At 50.2% G+C, this 25,828-nt stretch carries 14 protein-coding genes; 3 read left to right on the top strand and 11 right to left on the bottom strand.

All coding sequences use genetic code 11. The features are described from left to right. Positions 1-1,107: 1,107 nt before the first annotated feature. Together IE064_RS03935 and IE064_RS03930 are read right to left on the bottom strand one after the other, a co-directional pair. Positions 1,108-1,494 (bottom strand): VOC family protein, encoded by a 387-nt coding sequence (locus IE064_RS03935; protein ID WP_189616570.1) that lies wholly within the window; start codon positions 1,492-1,494, stop codon positions 1,108-1,110. Between the two features lie 134 nt (positions 1,495-1,628). Further along, positions 1,629-3,359 carry a DUF885 domain-containing protein gene (locus IE064_RS03930; protein WP_189616568.1) on the bottom strand — a complete coding sequence of 577 codons (1,731 nt, stop codon included), beginning with the start codon at positions 3,357-3,359 and terminating at the stop codon, positions 1,629-1,631. Between the two features lie 172 nt (positions 3,360-3,531). On the opposite strand from IE064_RS03930, the gene IE064_RS03925 reads away from it, so the two are divergent. From IE064_RS03925 to IE064_RS03915, 3 genes are all read left to right on the top strand, one after another. Continuing rightward, positions 3,532-4,164, top strand: a complete 633-nt coding sequence (locus IE064_RS03925) for a glutathione S-transferase family protein (protein WP_189616567.1) — start codon at positions 3,532-3,534, stop codon at positions 4,162-4,164. A 127-nt stretch (positions 4,165-4,291) separates the two neighbouring features. Then, positions 4,292-5,371, top strand: a complete 1,080-nt coding sequence (locus tag IE064_RS03920) for a GGDEF domain-containing protein (protein ID WP_229799846.1) — start codon at positions 4,292-4,294, stop codon at positions 5,369-5,371. A 515-nt stretch (positions 5,372-5,886) separates the two neighbouring features. Then, positions 5,887-7,524, top strand: coding sequence for a lactate permease LctP family transporter (locus IE064_RS03915; RefSeq protein WP_189616565.1), 1,638 nt, complete (start codon positions 5,887-5,889; stop codon positions 7,522-7,524). A 101-nt stretch (positions 7,525-7,625) separates the two neighbouring features. On the opposite strand, the gene IE064_RS03910 is transcribed toward IE064_RS03915, so the two are convergent. The 9 genes from IE064_RS03910 to rmuC all read right to left on the bottom strand — a co-directional run bounded on the left by IE064_RS03910 (position 7,626) and on the right by rmuC (position 25,669). Continuing rightward, positions 7,626-8,642, bottom strand: a complete 1,017-nt coding sequence (locus tag IE064_RS03910) for a D-alanine--D-alanine ligase (protein ID WP_189616563.1) — start codon at positions 8,640-8,642, stop codon at positions 7,626-7,628. Positions 8,643-8,865: 223 nt separating this feature from the next. After that, positions 8,866-10,854 (bottom strand): exodeoxyribonuclease V subunit alpha, encoded by a 1,989-nt coding sequence (recD, locus tag IE064_RS03905; RefSeq protein WP_229799845.1) that lies wholly within the window; start codon positions 10,852-10,854, stop codon positions 8,866-8,868. Then, a complete protein-coding gene (gene recB / locus IE064_RS03900) occupies positions 10,854-14,567 on the bottom strand; it encodes an exodeoxyribonuclease V subunit beta (RefSeq protein ID WP_189616561.1) in 3,714 nt (1,237 codons plus the stop codon). The genes recD and recB overlap by 1 nt, the downstream gene beginning before the upstream one ends. After that, positions 14,560-18,042: an exodeoxyribonuclease V subunit gamma gene (recC, locus tag IE064_RS03895; protein ID WP_189616559.1), complete on the bottom strand. Its 3,483-nt coding sequence runs from the start codon at positions 18,040-18,042 to the stop codon at positions 14,560-14,562. Before recC ends, recB begins: the two co-directional genes overlap by 8 nt. A 120-nt stretch (positions 18,043-18,162) precedes the next feature. Continuing rightward, positions 18,163-20,220, bottom strand: a complete 2,058-nt coding sequence (locus IE064_RS03890) for a transglutaminase TgpA family protein (protein WP_189616557.1) — start codon at positions 20,218-20,220, stop codon at positions 18,163-18,165. Further along, a complete protein-coding gene (locus IE064_RS03885; protein WP_189616555.1) occupies positions 20,213-21,190 on the bottom strand; it encodes a DUF58 domain-containing protein in 978 nt (325 codons plus the stop codon). The genes IE064_RS03890 and IE064_RS03885 overlap by 8 nt, the downstream gene beginning before the upstream one ends. Positions 21,191-21,196: 6 nt before the next feature. Next, the gene (locus IE064_RS03880) at positions 21,197-22,102 is read right to left on the bottom strand and encodes an AAA family ATPase (protein ID WP_189616553.1); all 906 of its coding nucleotides are present in this window, start codon (positions 22,100-22,102) and stop codon (positions 21,197-21,199) included. Between the two features lie 122 nt (positions 22,103-22,224). Continuing rightward, positions 22,225-24,147 carry a transglycosylase SLT domain-containing protein gene (locus tag IE064_RS03875; RefSeq protein ID WP_189616551.1) on the bottom strand — a complete coding sequence of 641 codons (1,923 nt, stop codon included), beginning with the start codon at positions 24,145-24,147 and terminating at the stop codon, positions 22,225-22,227. Between the two features lie 37 nt (positions 24,148-24,184). Then, positions 24,185-25,669, bottom strand: coding sequence for a DNA recombination protein RmuC (gene rmuC, locus IE064_RS03870; protein ID WP_189616541.1), 1,485 nt, complete (start codon positions 25,667-25,669; stop codon positions 24,185-24,187). Between the last annotated feature and the right edge of the window lie 159 nt (positions 25,670-25,828).

The following is a 25,828-nucleotide window of genomic DNA, read 5'->3' as shown; positions in this document are numbered from 1 at the left end:
TCACAGTTGCCGAAACATGCGGGAACTTCTTGGCAAGGTATGGCATTTTATGGAAACCGTTTCGCCTTTTCCCGGCAACGGACACGGCATCGCGAAAATGTAGCAGTATTCGGATCAGCTATTTAGGCGTTATGTGTTATCTCGTTCTCGTTTAATGAAATGCCACAGAATTATGAACACTACCTCTAACTTGTCCAATTACCTAGCCGCTCATATTGACCAACTTTCAAAAATATTACATAGTTACCACCACATCCGCCGCGATGTGAATGATCATTTTGGCTCTGTAACTACATGTTTTTGGAGAGGATAATGGAAGCACCATGGAAAGGTGAAAAAGTAAACTTTTTTTAGGATGTTGGCTTGGATTTTTATTGTCTGTGGCATTTTTTCTTTCGGTTCTGTTTTATTCTTATGGGTTTATGACGGTATGAACATTAATCACGCCATAAGTGTAAATGAACTTCCTAGCACCTTGTTCAGTACGTTTGCGTCAGTTTATATATTCTTGTTATTTGCCAAAGTTGCAGTCTCAGGTAAGGCTCCTAGCTCGTGGATCCTGTGGCAATAAATATAGCAAACGTATCAACTCCCAATGGTTACTGGGACAAGCAAAACTCTACGTCTTTTTGTGCATTTGCTATGTTCTTTTTCGCACTAGGATTGGCTCCATGTTGTCTGCCCCTGTGCCGGGAAGCTATATTCCCCGAAGAGAGGGAGTCAAAATTTGAGACCGATAAAACTCATCAGGCTATATTTGACAGATCAATGGGTATGGCCGTTCCGAGTATTATGCTTAATTCTCTCTATCCCATTCATTTATAAGGTTTATGTAGCGCTATCAACAGGTGTGGCAACATCTGGTCGATATACTTATGATCAAGGAGGTCATTGGGGTTTTTATGCTTACGTTTTTAAATATGTAGCTTTTGCGTTTTTATTTGTTTGGCTCGGCACACTAGGCACTCAAAAGAAGCAAAAAGATACGAATGAAAAATAAAATTTTAAAATTCAATATGTTAAATTGGCTAATGCTAATTCTCTAGCTTCCCGTCGTTACAATTTCAACTGTCGTTGTTTTAATTTTACTAAGTCACAAACAAGTGGCTAGGCTTCACGTTTTGCAGACAATAATTTCAGCTCTATTTTGTTATCTTCTGGGTCATACATGTAGAGTGAGCGGCTGTAGCCGCGAGCCCCATATTTTTCACTGAAGGGTTCAAACATCACGCCTTGCCGCTGCAGGAAGTCTACGACCCGCGATTCATCAATTTCGGCAATGTTAAAGCAAAAATGTTCAACATTCGTCCCTTGCTCCGGCTGGTCGCGGCGTTGTAAATCTATCAACACATTTCCCAGCCGCAGTTGCCATAATGGTGGCTGCTGTATTTGCCGCTCCAGTTGTGCGCCCAGTACCCGGCCATAAAAATCGAGCATGATCTCAATATCGCTGCACAGTAATACCAGATGATCTAACTCCATGACTCGTAACATAATGCCTCCGTATCAAGCGGGGATACGTCAAGTGTAGCGAAGTAGGGGAAATTTGCTGCTGATGGAATTGAGGGATGATTATCAGGAAATTTGGCGGAAGCGGGCGCAGCCTTTGCGACTGCGCCATATTGCGGTTACTTCACGTTGGGAATAAATTCGGTCTCTACCGCCTTTTTAAGCAGTTTGGGAGGAAGTAGCCCTTGTTTCAGGATGAAATCATGAAAGTCTTTTTGATTAAACTTATCTTGTAACTTTATCTCAGTCGCTATGCGTAATTCCCTGAGGTTCATATAACCATAGAAATAAGACGTGGCTTGGCCGGGCATTTGGAAGGTGTAGCGATTGATCTCCTGCTGGGCAAAGGCATCTGACAGTACTACATCGTCGGTCAGCACTTTTTTAGCGTCTGCAGGACTGATAAGCCCAAGATTTAACATCGGATCCAAAAACGCGCGTGCAGCTCGTTGCTGGCGGGCTTGCAATGAGAATAGCTGGCCTTCTTTGGGGAGATATTGCTTCATGATGGCTTCGGCGTATAAGGCCCAGCCTTCTACATTGGCACTGTTCATGGCAAATATGGCCCGCGCCATGGAAACGCCTTGTTCAATCATGTTAGAAAATTGCAGTTCATGGCCTGGCCGGGCCTCGTGGACGGTAAGCGTCCAGGAAAAGCCTTTGCTGGTAAAATCGGTGACGCGTTTGCCTCCGGCATTAGGGTCAACCATTGGCAGCACAAACTCACCATATTCTCCGGTGTTACCCACAAGTCGTGGCGGATTCATATGCGCTGCGGGTATTGCCGCAGATTCTGCCGGTGACGCCAATCGAATATTGGCCGGACGTTGTGGCAGGGTGACAATATTGTGGTCGCGCACAATTTTCTCAATATCCGCCAAACGCTGTTTGAAGAAGGGTAAGACATCATCACCGGTGACCTGTTGTTTTTTCAGCTCGCGGATAACAAAGCGATAGTCATCATTTTTATATCCTTTGGCCTTGGCAATATCGGTTGCCAGTGCCTGCATCTCGTCACGGATCTCGGCATATTCAAACAGGGCGCGTTGAATGAGTTCCTGAGGCGCAATATCCACGCCGACATTTTTCAGCGCGTTGCTATAGAGGATTTCTGGCATCACATTGGATTGCCGGGCGACAGGCAATACCTTGGATTTAAGCCACTGTTGGTAGTCGGTGAGTTGCTTAGAAAGTTTGGCAAAGGCTGGCTGCCAACCTTGTAATTTATGGGCCGTGAATAGCTGCTCTATCCCCTGAATAAACTGTGGGGTATTGGCGATGGCTTGTTCTACTTCCTTGTAATAGGGCGCTGTCAGTTGCTTATTGGCTAACGCCTGAGCGGTGCGTTGCTGGGCTTGTGCCACAATGCCTGGCTGAGTGTCTGTTCCAACATAGGCATTGAGTCGCGCAACGGCTTTTTGCATACGTGCATCGCTGTTACGGTCATCCAAAAGCACTTGAATGCCCCCGAAGACTTTCTCAGCAACATTGTAGAAGGGCAGTTCGTATTGCTCAGACAGTTTGGCCGAGTCCAGTTGACGTTGCAGCGCATCTATCATGATCTGCAAGTCCTGCGTCACCCGGGCATCGTTTGTTTGCTTCGCGATGAGTTGCAACTTACCAATTTCATCGTGGAGGCTGTTAAGGTTTTTTGTTTCCGCAGCCAGGGTGAGATCGGAGGCGTTGCTATCGTAGGTTTCAATGCCCAGTTCTGAGCCACTTTCTGGGCTAGCCTCGGCAATCTTCTGCAACACTTCCATGGCATATTGGTTGCTGGTTGCCACCCATGCGGGCTCCGCCGCCGCTACAGAAAAACTGGCACAGGCGGCCAGCACTAACATTCGTTTCATTTTGAGTTACCTTTGCGTTGTCGATGCCGACATAAATATCTAGTGTTTATACGATAACTGTCGGCTAATGCCATCTAAAATCAGTAACATTTTATAACGACACTTTATCAATCTTGACTGATGCGGCTGTTGGCGCAGAATGGGCGCTGGGTCATTCAAACAGGTATAAAGTATGAAACTTATCGGCATGCTAGATTCACCCTTCGTGCGGCGGGTAGCGGTATCATTGCAGCTACTTGGGCTGAAATTTGAACATCAGCCGTTATCGGTGTTCAGCACTTTTGAAGCGTTTGCTCAGATCAATCCAGTGGTGAAGGCGCCAACCTTGATTTGTGATGATGGTACGGCACTGATGGACTCCACCTTAATTCTGCAATATGCAGCCGCGTTGGTACCTGCTAGAAAATTATTAGCCGATGAGCCCAAGATATTACAGCGACAACTGCAACTGCTGGGTTTGGCTTTGGCCGCGTGTGAGAAGAGCGTGCAGTTAGTTTATGAACGGCAATTACGCCCTCAGGACAAACAATATGATGCCTGGACGCAGCGCGTCACCGGACAACTGCTGGCGGCCTATGAAGAGTTGGAGTCACAGATAACGCTGGCTTCGCCGCTGACCAGTGATCGTGTCGATCTGGCGGATCTCACGATTGCAATTGCTTGGCACTTTAGCCAACAGATGTTGGCTGAGGTGGTGATTGCCAGTGATTTTCCCAAGCTGACATCTTTATCTGCTATGGCGGAGCGCTTACCTGAGTTTCAGCGTGCACCTTTTGGCAGCGGCGCCTGTCAGTTCGCGCAGTGAGGCGGCAACGACTTGATAGCCGACAGTTGCAATTGTGAGGGTACGGCAGGCATTATTGAAATTACCGTCATATGTATTGTAATTCAGGATAAGATGTCTGGCTGACATCGGTCGGGAGTCTAGTCAGTTGATAATTCCATCTTCAGATAAATTGTGTCTGCTGGACCCTCACCAAGTAGATTTTCAGCAATGGCATCTGCAATCCAAAACGCCGCATATACGCTATATCGCCTTTGTGACGGCGTTGCTGTATTTGCTCTATGCGCTGTTGGAACATGGCCTGGGGCTGCGCCATTCTGAACAACGATTGTTGGTGCATGGGCTATTAGTTCCAGGGTCGCTGCTTATTATCGGTGCCTTAAGTTACTATCCGCGGTTGCATAGAATGATGCGGGCCTTGCTGGTCATTGCGCCCATCGGTGCCATTTTTGCTAGCTTATGGTTCAACATTGCCACGGCACGATTTCCATTTTTTGCGCCGGAAATTTATCTGACAATCATCTGGACCTTCGCTATTTCCGGGTTAACGCTGCGTTATGCCGCCATATCGGCCTCAGCATCGGCGATATTAGTGCTGGCGATGACTTATCTTGAAGGCGTATCCAGTTATTTTCTGGAATTGCACTTGTTGTGGATCCTGTCAGCATTCCTGTTCGGGTTGGTGAATGCGCTGGTGTTGGAGCGTGCCAATGCCAGCTTATATCTGCACCAGCGGACACTGGCACATAGTGCTAGCAGTGATGGGCTGACCTCGCTGTGGAATCGCACCAAGATAGCGCAATTGTTTGATTGTGAAACAGCCCTGAGTCACCGTGAAAAGTATCCCATATCGCTTATTATGCTGGATATTGACCATTTTAAGTTGGTTAACGATACCCACGGACATGCAGTAGGTGACAGTGTGCTGATCAATTTTGCCAATTTATTGCTGCATAATGTGAGGCTGCAAGATCATGTCGGGCGGCTAGGCGGAGAGGAGTTTGTTATCCTGCTGCCCAACACTGATAGTTCTCAGGCCGCAACGGTTGCGGCACTGTTGCAAGAAAAAATCAATCGCTTTGATTTCGTGGGGGTTGGCCACAAGACTGCCAGTTTTGGCATAACTCAATATCGCGAAGGTGAAACGCTTTCTGCGATGTTGAACCGTGCCGATCAAGCGCTATATCGGGCAAAAGCCAATGGTCGCAACCGCATAGAAGTGTTGTAACTAACCCCTTTAAGGGCGCCCTCATTAACCTCGGAAATATCGCCAGTGATTATGGCGTAAAACACATTTTGTGACCCATATCTGCGGATAAACACAGCATAATAAAGCGCCTAATGGCTAAATTTACAGGTACTTCTGCTGCTCTATCTGTTTTTGTGTAATTGTTAATAGACTATTAAAAAGCCCAGTATTAACTACGCAATATCTAAAATATCTGCAATTAATGCTGTGTTTGATGATTTTATTAAAGCAAACAAACAACTTAATGACACTTTCAAGAAGTCCAAATCGAGTGAAACTCACTATTTTTTAAACAATTGTCAATATGAATCTCTGTCACATTTGTAAAAATAATTAATGAGATATGTGTCACTTAATCGCTATATGAATATTACCTTAAAACATCTTCTCTCTAATATAAATGTCGGTGTTTCAAACAGTCAGCGCCATTTATGGTGACAAATGACTGAGCCACCTATAACAAAATATACTAAAGCACTTGGAGACTTATTCGTATGACCTGGACACAAACCTATGCGCCATTAGGCAGCTTATGGCTGTCAGCGTTGGTGGCATTATTGCCCATTGTTTTTTTCTTTCTGGCACTAACAGTGCTTAAGTTAAAGGGCCACATTGCGGGTGGCATCACGCTATTGTTGGCATTATTGGTTGCAGTGCTGATGTATCAGATGCCGGTAACCATGGCGATTGCTTCAGCAGTCTATGGCTTTGCGTATGGTCTGTGGCCAATCGCGTGGATCATTATTACTGCGGTGTTTCTCTATAAAATCACCGTTAAGACCGGACAGTTTGAGATTATCCGTTCTTCGGTAACCTCTATTACCGAAGACCAACGGTTGCAAATGCTGCTGGTGGGGTTCTCGTTTGGTGCGTTTTTGGAGGGGGCTGCGGGGTTTGGGGCCCCGGTTGCGATCACTGCTGCGCTGTTAGTGGGGCTGGGTTTTAACCCATTATATGCCGCAGGTCTGTGTTTGATTGCCAATACTGCGCCGGTCGCGTTCGGTGCTATGGGTATCCCCATTATTGTGGCCGGGCAAGTGTCTTCGCTTGATCCTTATCATATCGGGCAAATCGCTGGCCGCCAGCTACCTTTGCTATCCGTTATTGTGCCTTTCTGGTTGATTGCCATGATGGACGGCATGCGCGGCATCTGTCAGACCTGGCCCGCTACGTTAGTAGCCGGGGGCTCATTTGCCATTACCCAGTTCCTGACTTCTAACTTTGTCGGCCCAGAATTGCCAGATATCACCTCAGCGTTGGTGAGTTTGATATGCTTAACGCTGTTCCTAAAAGTATGGCAACCCAAGGAAATTTTCACTTTTGCGGGTATGAAACCACGCAGTGCGGCAGCTAAGTCAGCCTATTCCAGCGGCCAGATCATCCGCGCCTGGATGCCGTTCATTATTTTAACTGTCATGGTGACCCTGTGGAGCATTAAGGCGATTTCAGGCTATTTGAACAGCGTTACCGTGTCGCTTGAGATCCCGGGATTACATAACTTAGTGATTAAGACTACGCCTATTGTGGCAAAGGATACCGCTTATGCGGCGATCTTTAAGTTCAACTTACTGAGTGCCGTGGGCTCCGCTATTTTGATAGCGGCAATGATCTCGATTGTCCTGCTGAAAATGTCAGTGAAAGATGCACTCAAAACCTTTGGCGAAACGCTGGTTGAGCTGAAATTCCCAATCATGTCTATCGGGTTTGTATTGGCGTTTGCCTTTGTCGCTAATTACTCCGGTTTGTCTTCTACTCTGGCGTTGTTGCTGGCGGGCAGTGGGGCAGCATTCCCATTCTTCTCACCATTCTTAGGCTGGCTTGGGGTATTCCTTACTGGCTCAGATACGTCATCTAATGCGCTGTTTGCATCCTTGCAGGCCAATACCGCACATCAGATTGGCGTAACTCCTGATTTGCTGGTGGCAGCTAATACCACCGGTGGTGTTACCGGGAAGATGATTTCCCCACAATCCATTGCCGTGGCGTGTGCCGCGACAGGGTTAGTTGGGCGGGAGTCTGAATTGTTCCGTTTTACACTGAAACACAGTCTGATTTTCTGTGGCTTCATCGGTTTTATCACCGTCATGCAAGCTTATGTTCTGCCTTGGACGCTGGTATTTTTCCACAAGTAATCGGTAATCATGTAAAAAACCACCGCATGAAGCGGTGGTTTTTTTATGCCAATAGCGATGGTGAACAGCTTCTAATGAGTCAGCTGCCACTAACCGGCTAATTAGCTGATCTTTTTAGCCAACTGCCGCTGAATATTATCCAGCAGGTAAGTGGTAAAATCTTCGCCGTGGTTTGCCAGCATTTTCGGGAACATGGAGATTTTGGTTAGGCCAGGAAAGGTATTGATTTCATTCAGCAGAATTTCTCCTTCATCGCTGAGGAAAAAATCGATACGCGACAGGTGGCGTAGTTTCAGCCCCTTGAATGCCCGCACCGCATAGTCGCGGATGGTGGCAATCTGTTCCTCGGTAAGATTATCGGCTTCTACCTTGGTGGTGGCATGGCTGTTGTCGGCGTATTTCTCTTCATAGGTGTAGAAGGTGTCAGCAGCGCAGACAATTTCACCAGGACGTGTGGCGATCACTTCGCCCTGATATTCATAGACCGCAACTTCCAATTCCCGCGCGCGAATGGTTTTTTCGACGACAACATAAGGGGAATAACTAAAGGCGTCTTTCAGAGCTTCCGCGACCTTGGCCGCATCATCCACTTTGTAGCAACCTACCGATGAACCTTGTGACGCTGCTTTAATAAACAGTGACCCCCAGTTCTGCAATGCCTGCTGGCAGCGGGCGATAGCGTCATCGTCTGGTTGATTGACAAAAATATACGGGGTGTTGGGGATACCGAGTGCGGTAAACCACATTTTGGCGGTAATCTTGTTAAAACAGTTGCTGCTGCCTTCAGATTCACAGCCAAAATAGGGCAGATTGATCAGGTTAAAATAGGATTGGATATCCCCGGTTTCACCTGGGTAACCATGAATACAGGGGATCACATAATCTACCGGCCAGCTTGGACTGTCGTCGTCAAAGCGTATCTCGCGGCGGTTGGTCAGCTCACACTTGCGACCGTCTTTGGTGTGATACTGGCCTTTGCCATTGAGTTCCAGCCACAGCAGATTAATGCCCGCCGCCTTGCTAAGACAGCTTTCAAAATAGCTGGCAGACAGCAGCGAAATAGCATGTTCGGCACCGCCACCGCCACATAATAATAAAAGATTGATCCCGTTCGTCATGGTTGTTCCTGTCACCGTCCTGATGAGATTCAGACACTAAATAATAGGGTGCTGGCCGCTATGATTGCGGCGCAGCCGATATGCCATTATCGCGCAGTTCGTGGCCCAGCGTTAGGCAGATCTGTGCGGTGAGTGTTATCCCGCTGAAAAAGCCAACAATATGTTACATCGTGGCAAACTATTTAGGCTAAGATTGCTGCAATTGTTGCTCTTGTCCCCACTGTCATTGCCATAATCGCTGTGCTAAGCCAGAGGCGCGGCGGGTGAGGCGACGGCTGGCGGCGGCAAATTCTCGGCTGTTTCCGAGACAAATAAACCGGCGTTTGGCGCGGGTGATGGCGGTATACAACAACTCCCGACTCAGCAACTGTAGCTGCGGGCCCCGAGGGTTTGTCGGTAACACTAAGGCAACACTGTCGAACTCACTGCCTTGACTCTTATGTACCGTCATAGCGAAACAAGTGTCGTGACTGGGTAATCGTGCCGGTAACACTTTGAGCATGCTGCCGTCCGCGCGCTCAAACCAAGCCATCAATCGGTTATGCTGGCTGGCATCCGGCAAAATCAGTCCGATATCGCCATTGAACAGCCCGAGGTTGTAATCGTTGCTGCGGATGATTATCGGGCGGCCCGCATAGAATTCACTATGAGGTTTTAGCTTGCTCGTTATTGTTAATGCTCTAGTAATAGCGAGGTTGATGTTCTCAACGCCCGCGTCGCCACTGCGCATAGCGCACAACACCCGGAACTGATTGAAGGCTGCAAGGATCTGTTGCGGTTCAGCATGTTGCTGCATCAACGACAGATATACACCATAACCTTGTTGGCATTGCGCTAATAGGCCTTTGAGACCGTTGCCATCATCGTTGTGTTCATACCATTGCAGTTCCTGATAACCAGTACGCCAGATCTGGGTAATGGCTGCGGTATCTCCGTGATTCACCGCATTGGCCAGCAAACCGATGCCCGCATCATCCTCAAAGCGATGGCTATGGCGCAACATACATAAACTATCACCCAACGCTGATGCGCTTGCCTCGGCTGGTAACTGCTGCTGACACAGCTGACTTAACCGTAAGGCTTGCGCTTGGCTGTAGCGCATCTGCCAGTTATCACCTGATTTCAGGCCTTGACAGATATCTGCCAGTACCGCGCCGGCTTCCACTGAGGCTAATTGATCCTGATCGCCTAACAGGATCAAACGTGCATTATCGGGCAGCGCATCTAACAGTTTTGCCATTAAGGGCAAATCGACCATTGAGGCTTCGTCCACTATTAGCAGATCTAGCAGTAATGGATTGTCGTGATGATAACGAAAGCGACTGTCACCGGGGATAAACCCTAATAAGCGATGAATCGTGGCTGCCTGTTCAGGGATCTGCTGCAAAGCCTGTTGTAAAGGTGCTAATGGGCCATTAAGTTGTGGTTGCAGCCTGGCTTTAGTGCTTTTGATCGATTCACTAAGCCGAGCTGCTGCCTTGCCGGTCGGCGCTACCAAACGGATGGATAATGTGGGTAACAATTGCAGTAACAGCAGCAGTACTTTGGTGACTGTGGTTGTTTTGCCGGTACCCGGCCCACCGGTAATCACCGCCAGTTGGCGGGTAAGGGCGGTTGCAGCCGCCACTTTTTGCCAGTCAATGGCTGCATCTGCTGTGGGAAATAAACCTTGCAGCAATGCAGCGCTGCTACGCATTAATTCGGCATTATGGTCTAAGCGGCGGGCAATCTCACTGTCACACGCCAGTTGTCGCAGTTTGCTCGCTACCTGCTGCTCATAGTGCCAGTAGCGCCTTAGATACAGACGTCCACTTTGTAACACTAACGGCCGATTATGAGGATCTTCGGTCTGAGCTGCGGCAACCCAGACCAACGAGGACTCGTTGAGTAGCTGCTCAATCTGCGGCACCAGCTGTGATTGGGAACAGTCAAAACGACAGGTGAGCACTGCACTTTCTGGCTGTTGCCGCAGTTCCAAAGGGTTGTCGGCATCAATATGGGCGAGGGGCAGGCAACTGTGCTGCGCCGACAATTGCTTTGACAGTAACGCCAATAACAGCAACATGGCTGGGGGTTGTGGTGGTACTGCCAGTGCTGACAGCTGTAGCGCAAAGTGGCGATCCAAGGCGCTGACCGCCCCTTGCTGTTCAGCCTGTTGTAACAATTGTGGCATAGGTAGTGACGTGATAAGAGCCAACGACATGATCTCCATCAGCTTAACTCCAGACTGAACTGGCCGTGAGCATCTGCCTCGGCGGAAGCTTCTCCGGCAAATAGCGTATCCAATGCTTCGATTAACGCTTGTGGAGGCTTATCAAAATAGATACCCGCGCCCGGATATTGTGGCGACATGCCACGTAAAAACAGGTAATAACAGCCACCGAAATCTCGTTGATATTGATAACCTGACAGCCGTTTACTCAGCAGTCGATGTAGTGCCAGGGTGTACAGCAGATACTGCAGATCGTAATGGTGCTCCAGCATTGCTTGCTGCAGATTATCACCGTGATAGCAATTGAAATCATCGCCCAGATGGTTGGATTTATAGTCGGCGATGTACCAGCGTTCCTGATAGCTGAAGGTCAGATCAATAAAGCCTTTGAGCATTCCTCTTAAGGTATCGAAACTGAAATCTGCCTGATAACCGTATTGGGCCAGTAGTCGGTTGAGTGCTTGGCAACTGAGTTTACTGACTGGCAAATAAAACTCCATCTCGGCAACGATCGCTTGGGATGAAAGTTGCGCCAGCGATAACCCTGGATCTCGCTCGGCGGTACCGAGCGGTGCCGTCAAGATCTGTTGATACCAGTCCAGCAACAAAGGTAATTGGTCAGGGTTGATACCATATTGCAACATGGCATTGGGCAGCACCGCCTGCAGCGCGGCGATTTTATCGCCGGCATCAAAGTCCAGATCTTCCAGTACCTGATGCATAAAGGAACCGGCATTGGCGCCTTTTTCAAACAGAAATCTCGGGGCAGGGAGTTGCTCCGTTGTCATTATCTGACTCAACTGTGGATTGAACTGTTCATCGTCCATCCCCGGCGTTTGTGGTGGGCGTTCTGCTTCGTCCTTGGGTATTGCAGACCTGTCGTCATAGTTGCCGGTCTCTTTCACCAGACCGCTGTAACTCCCCACACGCCAAGGCAGTTGCTGTGGCATGGTCAATTTCAGCGGTGTAGCCGCCTGCGCTTGGCTATTCTGCGATGTCAGTACGCCACTGTATTTTGCCGCTGCTATCACGGCAACCGAAATAGCTTCCGATTGCAACGGTAGCAACTGCTGTTGTAGCTGGGCAAAGTCGATACTGCTATCGGTGAGGCCCAACAGGTAACCGATGGCTGTTTGCGGCAGGTGGCTCTTAATGCCGTTTTTTAACATAGTGCTGTGGTTAGCAATGGACAGATAACAGCGATAAATCGGTCGTGTCAGTGCCACGTACAATAACCGCAAATCTTCCGCCAGTTGCTCCTGCTTCTGTTGCTCTTTACCCGCATCCGATCTGTCCAGATCCCACCAAAGCTGCTGATCTTTATGATAAAGCAGCGGATCTGGCGTTCGGACGCTACCCGCCAAACTGATAAACGGCAGTAGACACACTGGATATTCCAGTCCCTTACTCTTATGAATGGTAACGATTTGTACCAGATTCTGTTCACTTTCCAGACGCAGTTGTTGCTCTTCGCCATTGGCAGCATCCAACAACTGTTGCTCAAACCAATAACGCAGCGCCGCCGGGCCATCGAGTTCGGCCGATTTTTGCTGCAATAATTCACAAAGGTGACGCAGATCGGTGAGCCGCCGCTCCCCATTCTGACCCGCCAGCAGCCGGTGGATCACGCCGGTATCCGCCGCCAGTTGCATAATGGCGGGCATAATACCTCTAACCAACCACACTTGATGCCAGCGCTCGCAGCGCTCTAGCCACAGCGCTCGGCTATCTTCTGACTGATTAAATTCGTGAATGGCGCCAATGCTTAATCCTAGCAGTTGGGTTGCCATGGCACTGCGTAGCGCCATTTCATCTCGCGGATTGGCTAGCGCCGTCAAAATCAGCGCCAGCTCGCGCGCTTCTAGTGTGGCAAAGACACTGTCTCGACTGAGAAATACCGCGCCAATCTGCCGTTTCGCCAGTGCATCCTTCATCATGGCGGCTTCTACATGATCGCGCACTAACACGGCAATATCGCGGGCGCGCAGTGGTCGTTGGTGCCCGCCATTAATCACTATCGCCTGCTCATTAAGCAGTGCCAGGATCTGTTCAGCGGCATCTTCGGCCAGCAGGCTGCGGCCAGTATCTTTGTTAAGTCCTTTGTTGGGATCTTCACTGAGCAGGCGGATCTGTAATGCGTGGTTATCGTGCTGGCTTTGCAGCTGTTTATGCTCAGCCTCTGGCGGTACGTTTACGGCTTCAAACAGAATTGTTTCACCGGCAAAAGGGGCGCTATGTCGACTGAACAGGGTATTGACGGCACTGACCATCGCTTCAGCCGAGCGATAGTTGGTCCCAAGCGTATATTGTCCGTGGGTTTCGGCGCGGGCGGCCAGATAGGTATGGATATCGCCACCGCGGAACCCATAAATGGCTTGCTTGGGATCGCCTATCATCAATAAGCCGCCAGTGCGTCCTGGGAACTCAAGCTCCTCGGATACCAGCGACAGACTAGCTGCATAGATACGAGAAAATATGGCAAATTGCAGCGGATCAGTATCTTGGAATTCATCAATCAGCGCGACTGGAAAGCGGCGGGCGATCTCTTTGGCTAATGTTTTACCGTCGGTAGCTGCCGCCGTCGGTACGGATGTTGGGTGCCCTAGCGCAAAAGCCAAGGTGGACAGCAGGTCATCCGGTGTCAGCATGTTGCGGCGCGCCTTTTCGGCAGCAAAGCGCTGGCGGATATTGTCGCGAGCGAGGCACAGAAATGCCGGCAGTAGCTGGGTCTGCATGGCCAAAATGCTGTCGATCAATGCCAGCACTGGGGCTTCAGCATCTGTAGGCGCCGGGGCGCTGGATTTGTTCAAACTCAGACGCTGCAACGACAGTTTATCCAGTGCATTCGCCGGTGGCAGGTCATGATGGCTGCTAACCCAGCTATCCAGCTGTTCAAAAGCCTCTACTAGCAGCGGATAGCCATCCTCTTTTTTGCCATAACGGCGACCATTAAGCGATAGCGTAAACAGTTGCTGCTGGATGGTCTGTCGTGCGGCGGGCCATTGGCGGTGCAGCTTTGCTAGCGCGGGTTTCAGTGCTGTTGCGATATGACTGAAGGCTGGCGGTGGTGGCGTTGCTATGGCTTCACGGTTGCCCAATAACGGTCGCAATTTTTGTTGCAGAGCATCGGGACCTGGCAGTTTTTCAAAGATGATTTGCGCTAGCATGCCGTCCAATGGGTAACAGGCCTCGCGCCAGAAATCGCGTACGGCATGATGCAGAAATTCGCTGTCATCCAGGGTAAATTCGGCATCAAACAGCAGTGACGATTCAAACGCCAGATCGCTGAGAACCCGCTGACAAAAACCATGAATGGTAAATATGGCGGCTTCATCGAGAGATTTCAGTGCCAGATCCAAGCGGCTGAGTGCCAACTGCCGCTGCTCGCTACTGAGCAATCCCAATATTTCCTTTATAAAAGGATCGCTTTCTGGCAACCCAAGGCAAGCGCGATAAGCTTGACGGATCCGATTGCGGATACGTTCTCGCAGTTCTTCGGTTGCGGCGTTGGTAAAGGTTACCACCAATATTTGCTCGCAAGGCAGCGGTTCATGGATGCCTATGCCAAGTAACAGACGCAGATACAGGCCGGAGATGGTGTAGGTTTTTCCGGTGCCGGCACTGGCTTCAATCAGCTGCGCTCCTTGCAGTGGCAAGGTTATGGCATTCAGCAGCTTGGGGGGAAGCGCTGATGTTGGCTTGATTTCACTCATGTGTAGGCTCCTTGCCACCATTGGCAACAAACTCTGCCAGTTGATGCAGTTCTCCGTGCTGATAGCGGTTAACTAACGGGGATAACAGCGTCAATGCCAGCATGCCAAAGCTATTTTCGGTAAAACTATCAGGAAAACTGAAACAGCGTTGATAATGGGGCTCACTGCCTTCACCGGGTAGCAGATTGCCGTCTTTTCCTTGTCGATCATCCCATGCAGCTTTGGCTTCTTCCAGCCGTTCACCATGGCTCTGGCCGTCACTCATGGCATAAGCTAGCGAAGTCTGTGGCATAAATGGCAACGGCTGAGACTGACCCTCGGCAAAGGTGCGTAGCCACAGCAGTAACTGTTGTTTGGCTTCTGTGTTTGTCATGGGTGCCAATGCATGAAAGTTCCCCATATCCAGCAGGAAGCTATAACGTTGCCAGCCACTGGCATTGAGTGCCAGATGCCGGAGATATAAGCGCACGATATCTCGGCCTTTGGCGCCGCCGGGGCGACAGCTGATCAACCCTTTAGCGCTGATATCATCCAACCGCCCGTGCAGACGACAAGCTAATTCTGGAAACGGCAGATCCACCGTCAATGTTTGCTGCTGCTCACCACGCAGGTACAGGGTACGGTCCAATAACGGTGCGACATCCTGTTGGTATCGGCCCAGTAATAGGTCATCAAATGGTTTGTTGGGTAACTGGCCGCTGGCTTTGAGCCGGGCTGTTAGTGTCGTTGAGCGGATACCATCGTGTTTCAGTGCATCCTGTACCATGAGCAACTGTAGTTGATAACGTTGCAGGGCATTGAGTGTAAACGGCTCGTCATTGTCATCCGCATTAAGATCCAGACCGAGATCCAGCTTGAGACAACGATTGAAAAAATACTGCGCCGGATTGCGGAAAAAACGTATCAATGCCTGCAGTTCGATGATCTGTGGCGCGGCGCTATCTTCACTGGTCGCATCTGACAAGGGTAACGGTGTGCCCACAAGAAAATCTTCCGTGACGGCGGCGTCTGGCTGTGGACACCATTGCAGCGAAAACGACGGCGTAAATGGCACGCTGGCGGGCTGGGCTAATAATGCTGGCTGGTACAATGCGGCATCAAACGGTTGTAACGGTTGCTGTTTGACCAGCATGTGTGTCAGGCAAGTTTCCAACTGTTGCAGCGTGTTGGCATTTAGCGGCGAGCCTTGTAACGACGCTACCAGTGACTCAGGTAGGCAAGTGAGCTGGCAATATTCCAGCAGTTCGGCCACCAGCATCGAAGGATTACGAGGACTGTTGTCGCGCTGAGAACGGCCGATGTAGCTGATATATAACTGCCGCCTGGCAGAAAGCAATGCTTCCAGAAACAGATAGCGGTCGTCCAGCCGTCGCGAACGGTCTCCGCGGCGTGGCGCTTGTTGCGCCATGAGATCAAATCCGACCGGATGTTGTACCCGGGGATAAATGCCATCATTCATTCCCAGCAAACACACGACTTGGAACGGAATGGAGCGCATGGGCATGAGTGTACAGAAGTTGACGGCCCCGGCGAGATAACGTTGGCCAACACGGGATTCTTCTAACTGGGAACGGAACCACTGTAACAGCAGTTGTTGTTCTAGCTCACCGTCAAATCCTGCGTTCGATAATTCTGATGCAAGTTTAGCTATGGCATTATGAATTGCCATTAATGCCTTAGTATCACTGTCTTCTTCTGGTGCATAAAATTGCAAACAAAACTCTGACAGTTGCTGAATTCTAACTGCGGCGGGTTGGGCAATGGACAATGCTTTTGCCGTATTATCCAAGGCTTCAATAAAATTTAGTAGTTTGCCAAGTGCTTGCGCCGCTTGCCCTTCAACGCCTGCAACTGGCAGATGACCGCTGAACAGATCGCTATCATCTTCTAGGGCATAACCTAGGATCAAGCGCCTTACGCCTTCGGCCCATGAGTTCTGCTCAAAGGCTGGTACATGTTGCTGCTGCCGGGCCGTGCCACTACGACCCCAGCGCACACCGGCCTGTTCCAACCACTGACGGATCTGCGATAGAGCTTCTTCATCCAGCCCAAATCGCTTTAGGGTGGCCGGCAGTTCCAGCAGTGTCAGCACCTCGGTCAGCGCAAAACGGCTGTTATTGATATCCAGCAATTGCAGGAAGCTACTGATCAACGGGGATTCTTGGCTGGCACCGCGATCGGCAATCGCGTAAGGAATGTAATACTGGCCTTCGCGACGAGAAAATACCGCATCAATATAAGGCGCATAAGCGGCCACATCAGGCATCATCACCACGATATCTTTCGCCGATAACTGGGGCTCGCGCGCGAATAACCACTGCAGATGGTCGTGCAGTGTTTCGACTTCACGCAGTGGTGAATGGCAACTGCGTAGTGTCAGAGAGTCGTCATCAGCGCGCAGTATTCGGCGGCCTTCAAGCGACAGATACAACTCACTGTCGGGGCCAAGCAAGCGGCCGCGAGTCTCCATCTCCAGAATATCTTGTTGTAATCCCTGTAGCAGGTTAGCGTTGCCTGCGGGGTAAAACAGGTCATCGCCCAACGCGATATCTTCTGGGGGCAATTCCAGCAATAGATCCAACAGATCGCGGCCGAGTTTACCGTTGTTAGCTAATAGGGGATTGCCAACAATCAAACTGTCTTGCCAGTTTTCCGGCAATTGGCGTTTTTCACTGTAGGCGAGATTAATGCGCGCGCGTGTCTTGGGATTAACGATATCGCCCCAGTAATGTTGACAGGGACTGAGACTGAAAACTGTCACATCCAAACGGTGCCCCAGTGCCTGCAGTACCGATAACATCTGTGGCGGCATGGACGAGATACCAAAGACAAACAACCGTGCGGGTAACTGCGGTAGTGCTTGTTGGTCATCGCGCAGAATAGAGACCAGTGCTTGATGCAAGTTAGCGCGGTGATAGCCGCTGAGTCCGAGTTGTTGGTTGCGCTGGCGCAGTTGTCGCCATAACTGCGGTTGCCATTGCTGCTCGTCATTTAGCGGAAACGGCAGTTGCTCGGCTTCCCAAGCCGCAATCCAATCGGGTCGGTACACCAAATACTGGTCAAAAATATCGGCAATGCGCGCCGCCAGTTGAAACTGCTTCAATGGTAATTGTTTGCTATCGTCGCCCAGATAACGTTGTAGTGGTGCGTATAGCGGTTCACCAATGAGTGTGGGTAATAATCCCAGCAACTTCCAGGTCATGGCTTCCTTGGTGAACGCGTTCTCTTTCGGCACGTCAGGCAGTAATTGATGACACAAATCCCAGACGAAACTAGACGGCAGCGGAAAATTCAGCGCTGCTGCAATACCGTTATGCTTGGCAATTTCTAGCCGCAACCAGGTGGACATCCCAGGGCTTTGCACCAGGATTTGCTCCTCGGTCAAAGGTGACTGGCCTGCAATTGGCGTACGTAACTGGTCGGCGAGGGCAGCCGACAATAACTCCATTTTGTTGGATTGGATCAGTGTAAACATGCGATTCCTGATCGATGGCCTTCAGTGGCGGATGTCCGCTATTCTAAATAGCTGATTTGGAATGTGCCACTGTTGATCGCTCGGCTTGCGACGTCTGAGGCTGACAAAAGTGATGGCTGCTTAGCGGTTGGTCGCTGACAGCGTTGCTGGCGTGGACTCTGCAGCCGCTCGCGGTGCAGTGCGCAGCAGTTGTAACCACAGCTGAGCGGTGAGCCGATGGAACCGTTTGGCGGTAATACGTTGCGTTACGGGCGACAGTTTTGCGTATTTAAGTTGCAGATATAATTCTCGCCACTCGGTGAGCGGCTTTTGTTGCTCCGGCCAATGCTGGATCAACTGTTGAACATAATCTTTAGGGCCGCATCCGGTGGCGCGAACGATGCCTTTTCGCGCGGCCAGACGGCTTATGCGCCGGAAGTCTCGGTCCAGTTGGGGTTGGCGTGTGGGCAATGCAATTAAACCGGCACTGTAGCCGATAATGATAAATATCAGGGTCATGACCCCTAAGACCAGAAATGCAATGCGAGTGGTGGTGATTTCACCTAATAGTCCGCGAAGTACCTGCTGCTGTCGTTCACCATTAAAACCTAAGACCCAGACGGTCCAGTAATAGTCGAGACTCGCCAGCCGGAGCCGCAATTGATTATACCAAGCACTGCTGCGAATACCGGAAAAAGCCGTACCAGCGAGGTAACTGTCCTGAGGCGCAAACAGGCTGTCAAACCCTTGTTCAATACGTTGCGGCGCAATCATGGCAGTAGGGTCAAAGCGCACCCAACCACGGTCAGCCAGCCACACTTCACTCCAGGCGTGGGCCATATACTGATAAACGCTCAGATACCCCGCATCAGCATTGAATTCTCCCCCCTGATAGCCAGTGACCAGCCGGGCAGGCACACCGCTGGCGCGGGCCATAAAGGTGAATGCCGAAGCGTAATGTGCGCAAAAACCAGCACGGGTTTCAAACAGGAAATCGTCCAACTGTTGCGGCCCGGTCACCGGTGGTGTCAGGGTGTAAAAAAACGGCTGTTGATTGAAATAACGCATCATGGCATCGAGACGCGGTTCCGGCTGCGGATATGCAGTAACAAATTGCTGTGCTAAGGCTCGGGTGCGGGGATTCACTGATGAGGGCAATGCCAGATTGCGCTCGCGTTCGGCGTTGCTCAACGGCTCCTCATGTAATGGGGCATTAACATACTGTTGTACCCGATACTGAAATTTTTGCTGTAGCGGCCGGCCAGCATATAACCGATAGTCAGGCAGATTAAATACGCCTTGGGTATCACTGAATGCATTGCCTATGGCAAACAGCCACTGCTGACCGGAGCCTTCGGCAATGACACGGTAACTGCGGCTATTGCCTTTTGGGGGAGTTCTGTTGGGCTTCAACAGATTGACCTTATGTTGCAACGCCTTGGTGGTTGGCGCTTGTCGCCAGTGTTTACCGTCGAAATCTTCCAGTACGAGCGCTCGCCAGTACAATGCCTGTGGCGGTGGAACTGGGCCGTCAAAGGTGGCGCGAAAGGCTAGATCCGACGAGCGGGTCAGTCGCGAAATATCGCCAAAGCCCACTTCATCGGTTAACCCAGTACTGGCCGATTTCATTTGTGGCACCATCCATAATGGGGCAAATCTTGGCATGACGATAAATAGCAATAAGGTGAGTGGCAGGCTTTGCAGCAGCAGTTTGACGGTAAGCCAGCTTTGTGTGGCGGCGGAGCAATCGTCACGGTAAAGGCTAACCAGTGTGAGCGTATTGATAGCGGTGACGGGGAGCAGCAGTAACACATTCCCCATGCCTTGATGATCGATAAACGTCAGCGCAATGAGGAAATATCCCGCCAGAATGATCGCCAGAACGTCACGCCGTATTCTGGCTTCTATGTACTTTAACGCGTACCCCAAGATCAGCAGATTAATCAGTGCGTTCAGTAAGCCCATTTCGCGGCTCACCAAGGCGAGTGTTATTGCCGCAGACAGCGCCAGTAGGGTGACCAGCAGTCGTGGAGGCCGTGAGACTTTCCCAAGATATATGCCTAAACGCCAGATGAAGCAGATAGCGCAGATCCCAAGCGTCGCCACGGTGATCTTGTCATACAGCGGCAACAGCACGGCAATATTGGTCAGCAGCAACCAAAATAGGGTGCGACGGCTAAGGTGATCGCTGCTATTCATCTTTTGGCTCCGCTGTCGGTTGATACAGCGCCAATGCTGCCAAACAGTTGCGCCGATGTGGCTCACCCGCCGACGGTGTTATCACCTGATGCGCCAGTTTTAAGCCCCAGCTCCGTTGTTGGCGAGCCAGAATATCCACCTGCCAACAGAGTTGTTGCAGTGCCTGTTCTAACTGAATGGCATTGAGTGCTGGGGCAAGCTGCAGCCACACCGGTTGACCTTGTGGATCGGCAAACTCCTTAGATAACATTCCACGGCCCTGAGCATACTGCTTCCAGGCAACCTGCTTTAGCGATTCACCTGGGTGCCATGATTTAAGACCGCTAAACTCATCTATCCCTGGCTGGTGGTGTAGTGAGTGAACCCCGTCATCGCTATGCCCCTGCAACTGCAGCGGTGACTGTCGCAATGCTGGATATACCAATATGCGATTATCCAGATCAACCCATGACCAGACGCGGCACAGCCCCAGCGGAAAGCGCGATTCTATCAATAACCTTCCTGGTGTCAGCCAGCCGCGTTTGCTGGTCGTTACCGGCAATGCAATGATTTGCGGCTGCGACGATATCTGTGATGCGGTCATCATCTGGCCCGCAGGATAGCCCAATTGCACCTGATACAGCTGGCTATCGGCCGATACTTTCAGTGGTATGGCAACGGTGTCACCGGCATAGACTTCGGTGGGCGGTAAGGCATGAATGCACAGTCCTGCCAGATTACGGTAGCTATGGAGAATAGCGCTAACGAAGACACTGGCGAGTAATAAACTCAGTCCGATCACCAAATTGTTCTGATAGTTAGTACCAAACAAAAACAGCAGTAGGGTCAGTAGTAACCACATTAAGCCAAAGCCGCTAGGCAGAATGAAGATGCTGCGATGACTCAAGCGCTGCCGTGGACCCGCCGGGATGCGCCTGGATAACCATTGGTGTAGCCAGCGCCGCAGAAATGGGGGAGAGGCGGTCATCATCACGGCTTACCGGATCGGATTAATGGTGCTGAGTAGCCGCAGCGAAAGTTGTTCACCTTGTTGCTGATTGGACTGACGTAATCTGTGTTCGGCAACGGCGACAAAGATCGCTTGCACATCTTCTGGCACCAGATACTGCCTACCATGAATAAACGCCCAGGCTCTGGCAGCAGCGAGCAATGCTTTGGCTGCTCGGGGAGACAATCCATAGCCTTCATTCAACTCGCGTGAACCTTCTACCAGCGCCAGAATATATGCCAGCAGCGCATCTGATGCGGCAACTTGATCGCACTGTTGTTGCAGCTGTGTCAACTCCATCGCACTCAGGCATTGCGGCAGCGGTAGTGATTTATCGTTACTGCTTTTCAGCATTTTTAATTCCGCGTCCTGACTGGGATAGCCAATCGATAATCGCATCATAAATCGATCAAGCTGCGATTCTGGCAACGGAAATGTGCCGGACTGTTCACTGGGGTTTTGGGTGGCAACCACAAAAAATGGCCGAGGTAACAGGTGCGTAATACCGTCTATGGTGATCTGTTGTTCTGCCATCGCCTCTAACAGCGCACTTTGGGTCTTGGGGCTGGCGCGGTTAATTTCATCAGCGAGCACCATCTGCCGAAAAATGGGACCAGGATGAAACACGAGTTCCGCCTGCTGTTTATCGAAGATAGAGACCCCGAGAATATCGGCTGGAAGCATGTCACTGGTGAACTGAATGCGCTGATAACTGAGGCCAAGTGTTTGTGCTAGCGCTTGCGATAAGGTGGTTTTGCCCATGCCGGGCAAATCTTCTATCAATAAATGACCACGAGCCAGAATGCAGGCTAGTGCCATGCGGATCACCCGCGGTTTGCCTATCAACACTTGTTGCAGTTGCTGCAGTGCCTGCTCGATAACGGCTTGTGGCATAACTTTCCTTTTAAATTCGCCGACAACTGTTATCAAGGTAATCGCTGTGTGCGCCAGTGCCAAGTCAGAACCGCATATTTATCCGGCGACGGGATTATTGCTATGACATTACAACTGCAGCATCAGTAGTGATATTGCATTTCCTCGCGGCTGAAGAATGGGAGTTTTTGCTGTTGTTTTCGTTCATAAATAGCCCGATAGGTAAAGACTGCCTGAACGTATTCTCGGGTTTCAGTAAAAGGAATCACCTCTACGAACGTCATCAGATCGAGTTTGCCCTGGCTGTCTTTTAGCCATTGACTGACCCGGGACGGCCCCGCGTTATAAGCGGCGGCAGCGAGGATCCTATTGCCCTTAAATTGCTGCAATAACTGGCTGTAATAGGCACTACCCAACGGAATATTGATTTCCGGCTGATACAGACTTTTGACCCCATCGTACGGCAATTTGTATTTTTTGGCGGTACGAGCTGCTGTGCCGGGCATTAGCTGCATAAAGCCACGGGCACCAGCCCCTGAGGTGGCATAGGGGTTATAGGCGCTTTCCCGGCGAGAGATGGCTCGCAATTCGTTCACTGATGCACCAAATTTTTTGCCAGCCTTGTCGAAACTTTGTTGCTCTGGAAACGGGAAGCGCATGGCCATATCGTCCCACAAACGGGCGGTGATACTGGTATCTACGGCAAGGGCTTCCCAACCTTGCTGCAAGGCATATAGATCGTACTGTGCCTGCATCTGCCGATTATGGCGTTGCAGCAACAAGCTCCATTCTGGTTTGGCGTCGAGCCATTTGTCGAGAACCATGAGTTCTTGAACCCGTGCCAATCCCGGATCGTCAGCCAAGCGTGCCTGCAGATTATCCTGATTAACAGTTGGGTCATGGGCCAGATTTAGCGGTTTCCCCAGCTCACTGGCCACCGCAAAGCCGTAAAAATTACGTTGCTCAGCAATTTTGGCGTAGGTGGCATCATCCACAAGGCCAAACCTGTGTTGCCAATATTGCCAGCGGGCATCATTTCGGGATTCGTCACTGAGAAGTGGCAGCAGTTTTTTCACCATTGCACTATCTTGCTCGGCCAAAGCCCAACGTAACCGCCGTTCGGTGAGATCGTCCGAACGTAGTAACGGCAACATGGTATCGACAACATCCCGTAAACCATCTTCCCGTTTCAGCAGGGCATACCACACCAGATAACGATTTAGTTTACGACCATCGTCGTCATTAAAACGGCCCGCTTTCTGATACTTGGCATACAGAGAGAAAGCCTGCTTGAGATCTTTTGCCGCCAAACGTTTTAGCCCGGCAGCCACAATATCGCCATAGATAGCGGCATGACCGCTGAAGGCGCGGCTATGGCGTAGCGTGCGTGGATCGCGGTACACATCTAACAGTAACTGCGCTTGCGCTTTATGCTGGGTGATTTTCTGCGCTAGAAAACTCAGTAGGCCGGTTTCACCTTCATCAAAACTCAGCAACATGCGTGACCAGATCAATTCCTGACTACGTAATCCGGCATGAGTCCATGCCGTGAGCAGTTGATCACAAGCTTTAGGCAGTGAATGCCCGGTCAACCAAAGGTTTTCAGCACCTTTATAAGCTTCTGTGGTCGCGCCTTCGCTTAATTTTGCGCGATAGTAATAACACTGCAGATCGGTCGCCCGAGGCAGATCCGGCGATACAGCCAGAAAATCCTGCCAACGCTTATCATCGCCAGCTTGCAGCAAATAACGGTGTCTGGCCATATCGTAAAGTGGCGAGGTGATAAAGGGTTGCATAGCGGCATAGGCCTGCTTGCCGTGCATTTTCAGAATAGTGTCGAGATTTGCATTGAAGTCCAGGTAGATAACCAGCGGATAGTTGTCTAACTGACGTCGTAACTTCTGATAGGTCTCCAACTGGTTATTCTTTAGCGCGTCTCTGGCATCCAGATACTGCTGCCGCTGTTTTTTATAATCATTGGCCGCGGTGACAGTGGTGGAAAATACCAGCAGCAGGGCGCTGACAGCTACGGTCAGCAAACGCCTTTTGCGCCAAATCACAGACATATATGCTCCTACTGTTGAATCCCACTACCGCTAAAATCTAGGATTCGTTCACCGCTTTTCTGGCGGCATCCAAATGCTCAATCTTCTCTTCGCTTTCAGCTTCGCTACTTAAGGCCTTGTCCAACAACTTACTATCTAGCTGCTTGCTAGTTTCTGCTCCCAGCTGTTTTATCTGGTGGGCTTGTTGGATCAAATTGCCGCGACCACTCGTGAGCTTACCCATGGCCCCTGTAAAACATTTGTCGGCACTGGACAGTGCACGGCCGAGTTTGTCCATGTCTTCAACGAATCCACACAGTTTATCGTAGATTTTGCCAGCTTGACGGGCAATACGCTGCGCGTGCTGATTCTGGTATTCATAGCGCCAGATATTATTGATCGTTCTGAGTGCCACCAACAGATTGGTTGGGCTGACCAGCATAATATTATTTTCCAAGGCATAGTTGATGAGCTGCGGCTCCTGTTCCAATGCCAGTAAAAAAGCTGGTTCCAGTGGAATAAACATCAACACATAGTCCAAACTCTTGAGCCCATGTAATTTCTGATAGTCTTTTTGCCCCAGTCCCTTGATATGGGCGCGCAGTGAATTGACATGTTCTTTGGCTGCCAGCAGTTTTTCCTCGTCCGAGTCAGCATTGAAAAAGCGTTCATAGGCTAGCAAGGACATCTTGGAGTCAATTACCACATCTTTTTCATCGGGCAGGTGGACTATCACATCCGGTTTGAAATGTTTGCCACTATCGTTTTGCAAATCTTGTTGAATATCGTACTCGTGACCTGCACGCAGGCCACTTTCAGACAGCACCCGCTCTAGGATCACTTCGCCCCAGTTTCCCTGCTGCTTGTTGTCACCTTTAAGGGCGCGGGTCAGGTTGACAGCATCCTCACTCATGCGTTGATTGAGCTGCTTCAACTCTTCTAGTTGATGCTTGAGTGAGAAACGCTCAGCCTGTTCCTTTGAATATGATTCACTAATTTGTTGCCTGAAACCTTCCAGTTGTTGCTTGAGTGGTGCAACAAATCCTTCCATTTGCTGAGCATTCTGTGATTGCAGTTTAATGCTCTTGTCATCAAATATTTTGTTTGCAATGTTTTCAAATTGCGTTTTTAAACGAGATTCACTGCTCTCCAGCAACGCGAGTTTGTCGTTTAGTGCCTGCTGTTCTGCCTCAAACCGGGCACTGAGTGTCTGTTGCATCGCATTGGATTTAGACAAGTTCAGCTGTGTTTCCATCAGCTTATGTTGAGTGTCTTTAAGCAATTGTTCCAGCACTGGTACTCTTTCGGCTCTGGCTTGTGCCATCCCCAGATCACTGGTCTGTTGCTGCAGCCGTTCTTGGGCCGCCAGTAGTTGCTGCGCTAATTGTTGCAACTGCTGCTGGTACAGCTCATCGGCGGTTTGTAGCAGCAGTGCTTGGCGGCGCTTGGTTTGCCAGACACACAGTAATCCGCTAATGACTACCGCAGCTAAAAGCCAGATGAGAGAGATTCTAGGTGCCAAAAGTTCATTGACCAAATCCATGCCATTTTTCCTGTTACGCACGTTTTGCCAACTAGGGTCGCACGGATAGATGTTGCCTTCAAGGCCTTGCTGTCACTGGATTTGCCAGCTGCTTAAGGCTTGTACTTTGGGGTACGATACCCGGTATTTCAGCAATTGCCCATGCAACCGAAAGGCGTT

Origin of the sequence: Shewanella fodinae (assembly GCF_014651955.1) — a bacterium.
GTDB classification, from domain to species: Bacteria; Pseudomonadota; Gammaproteobacteria; order Enterobacterales; family Shewanellaceae; genus Shewanella; species Shewanella fodinae.
Note: the sequence above shows the minus strand (reverse complement) of the source record. Positions and strands in the feature narration are given on the sequence as shown.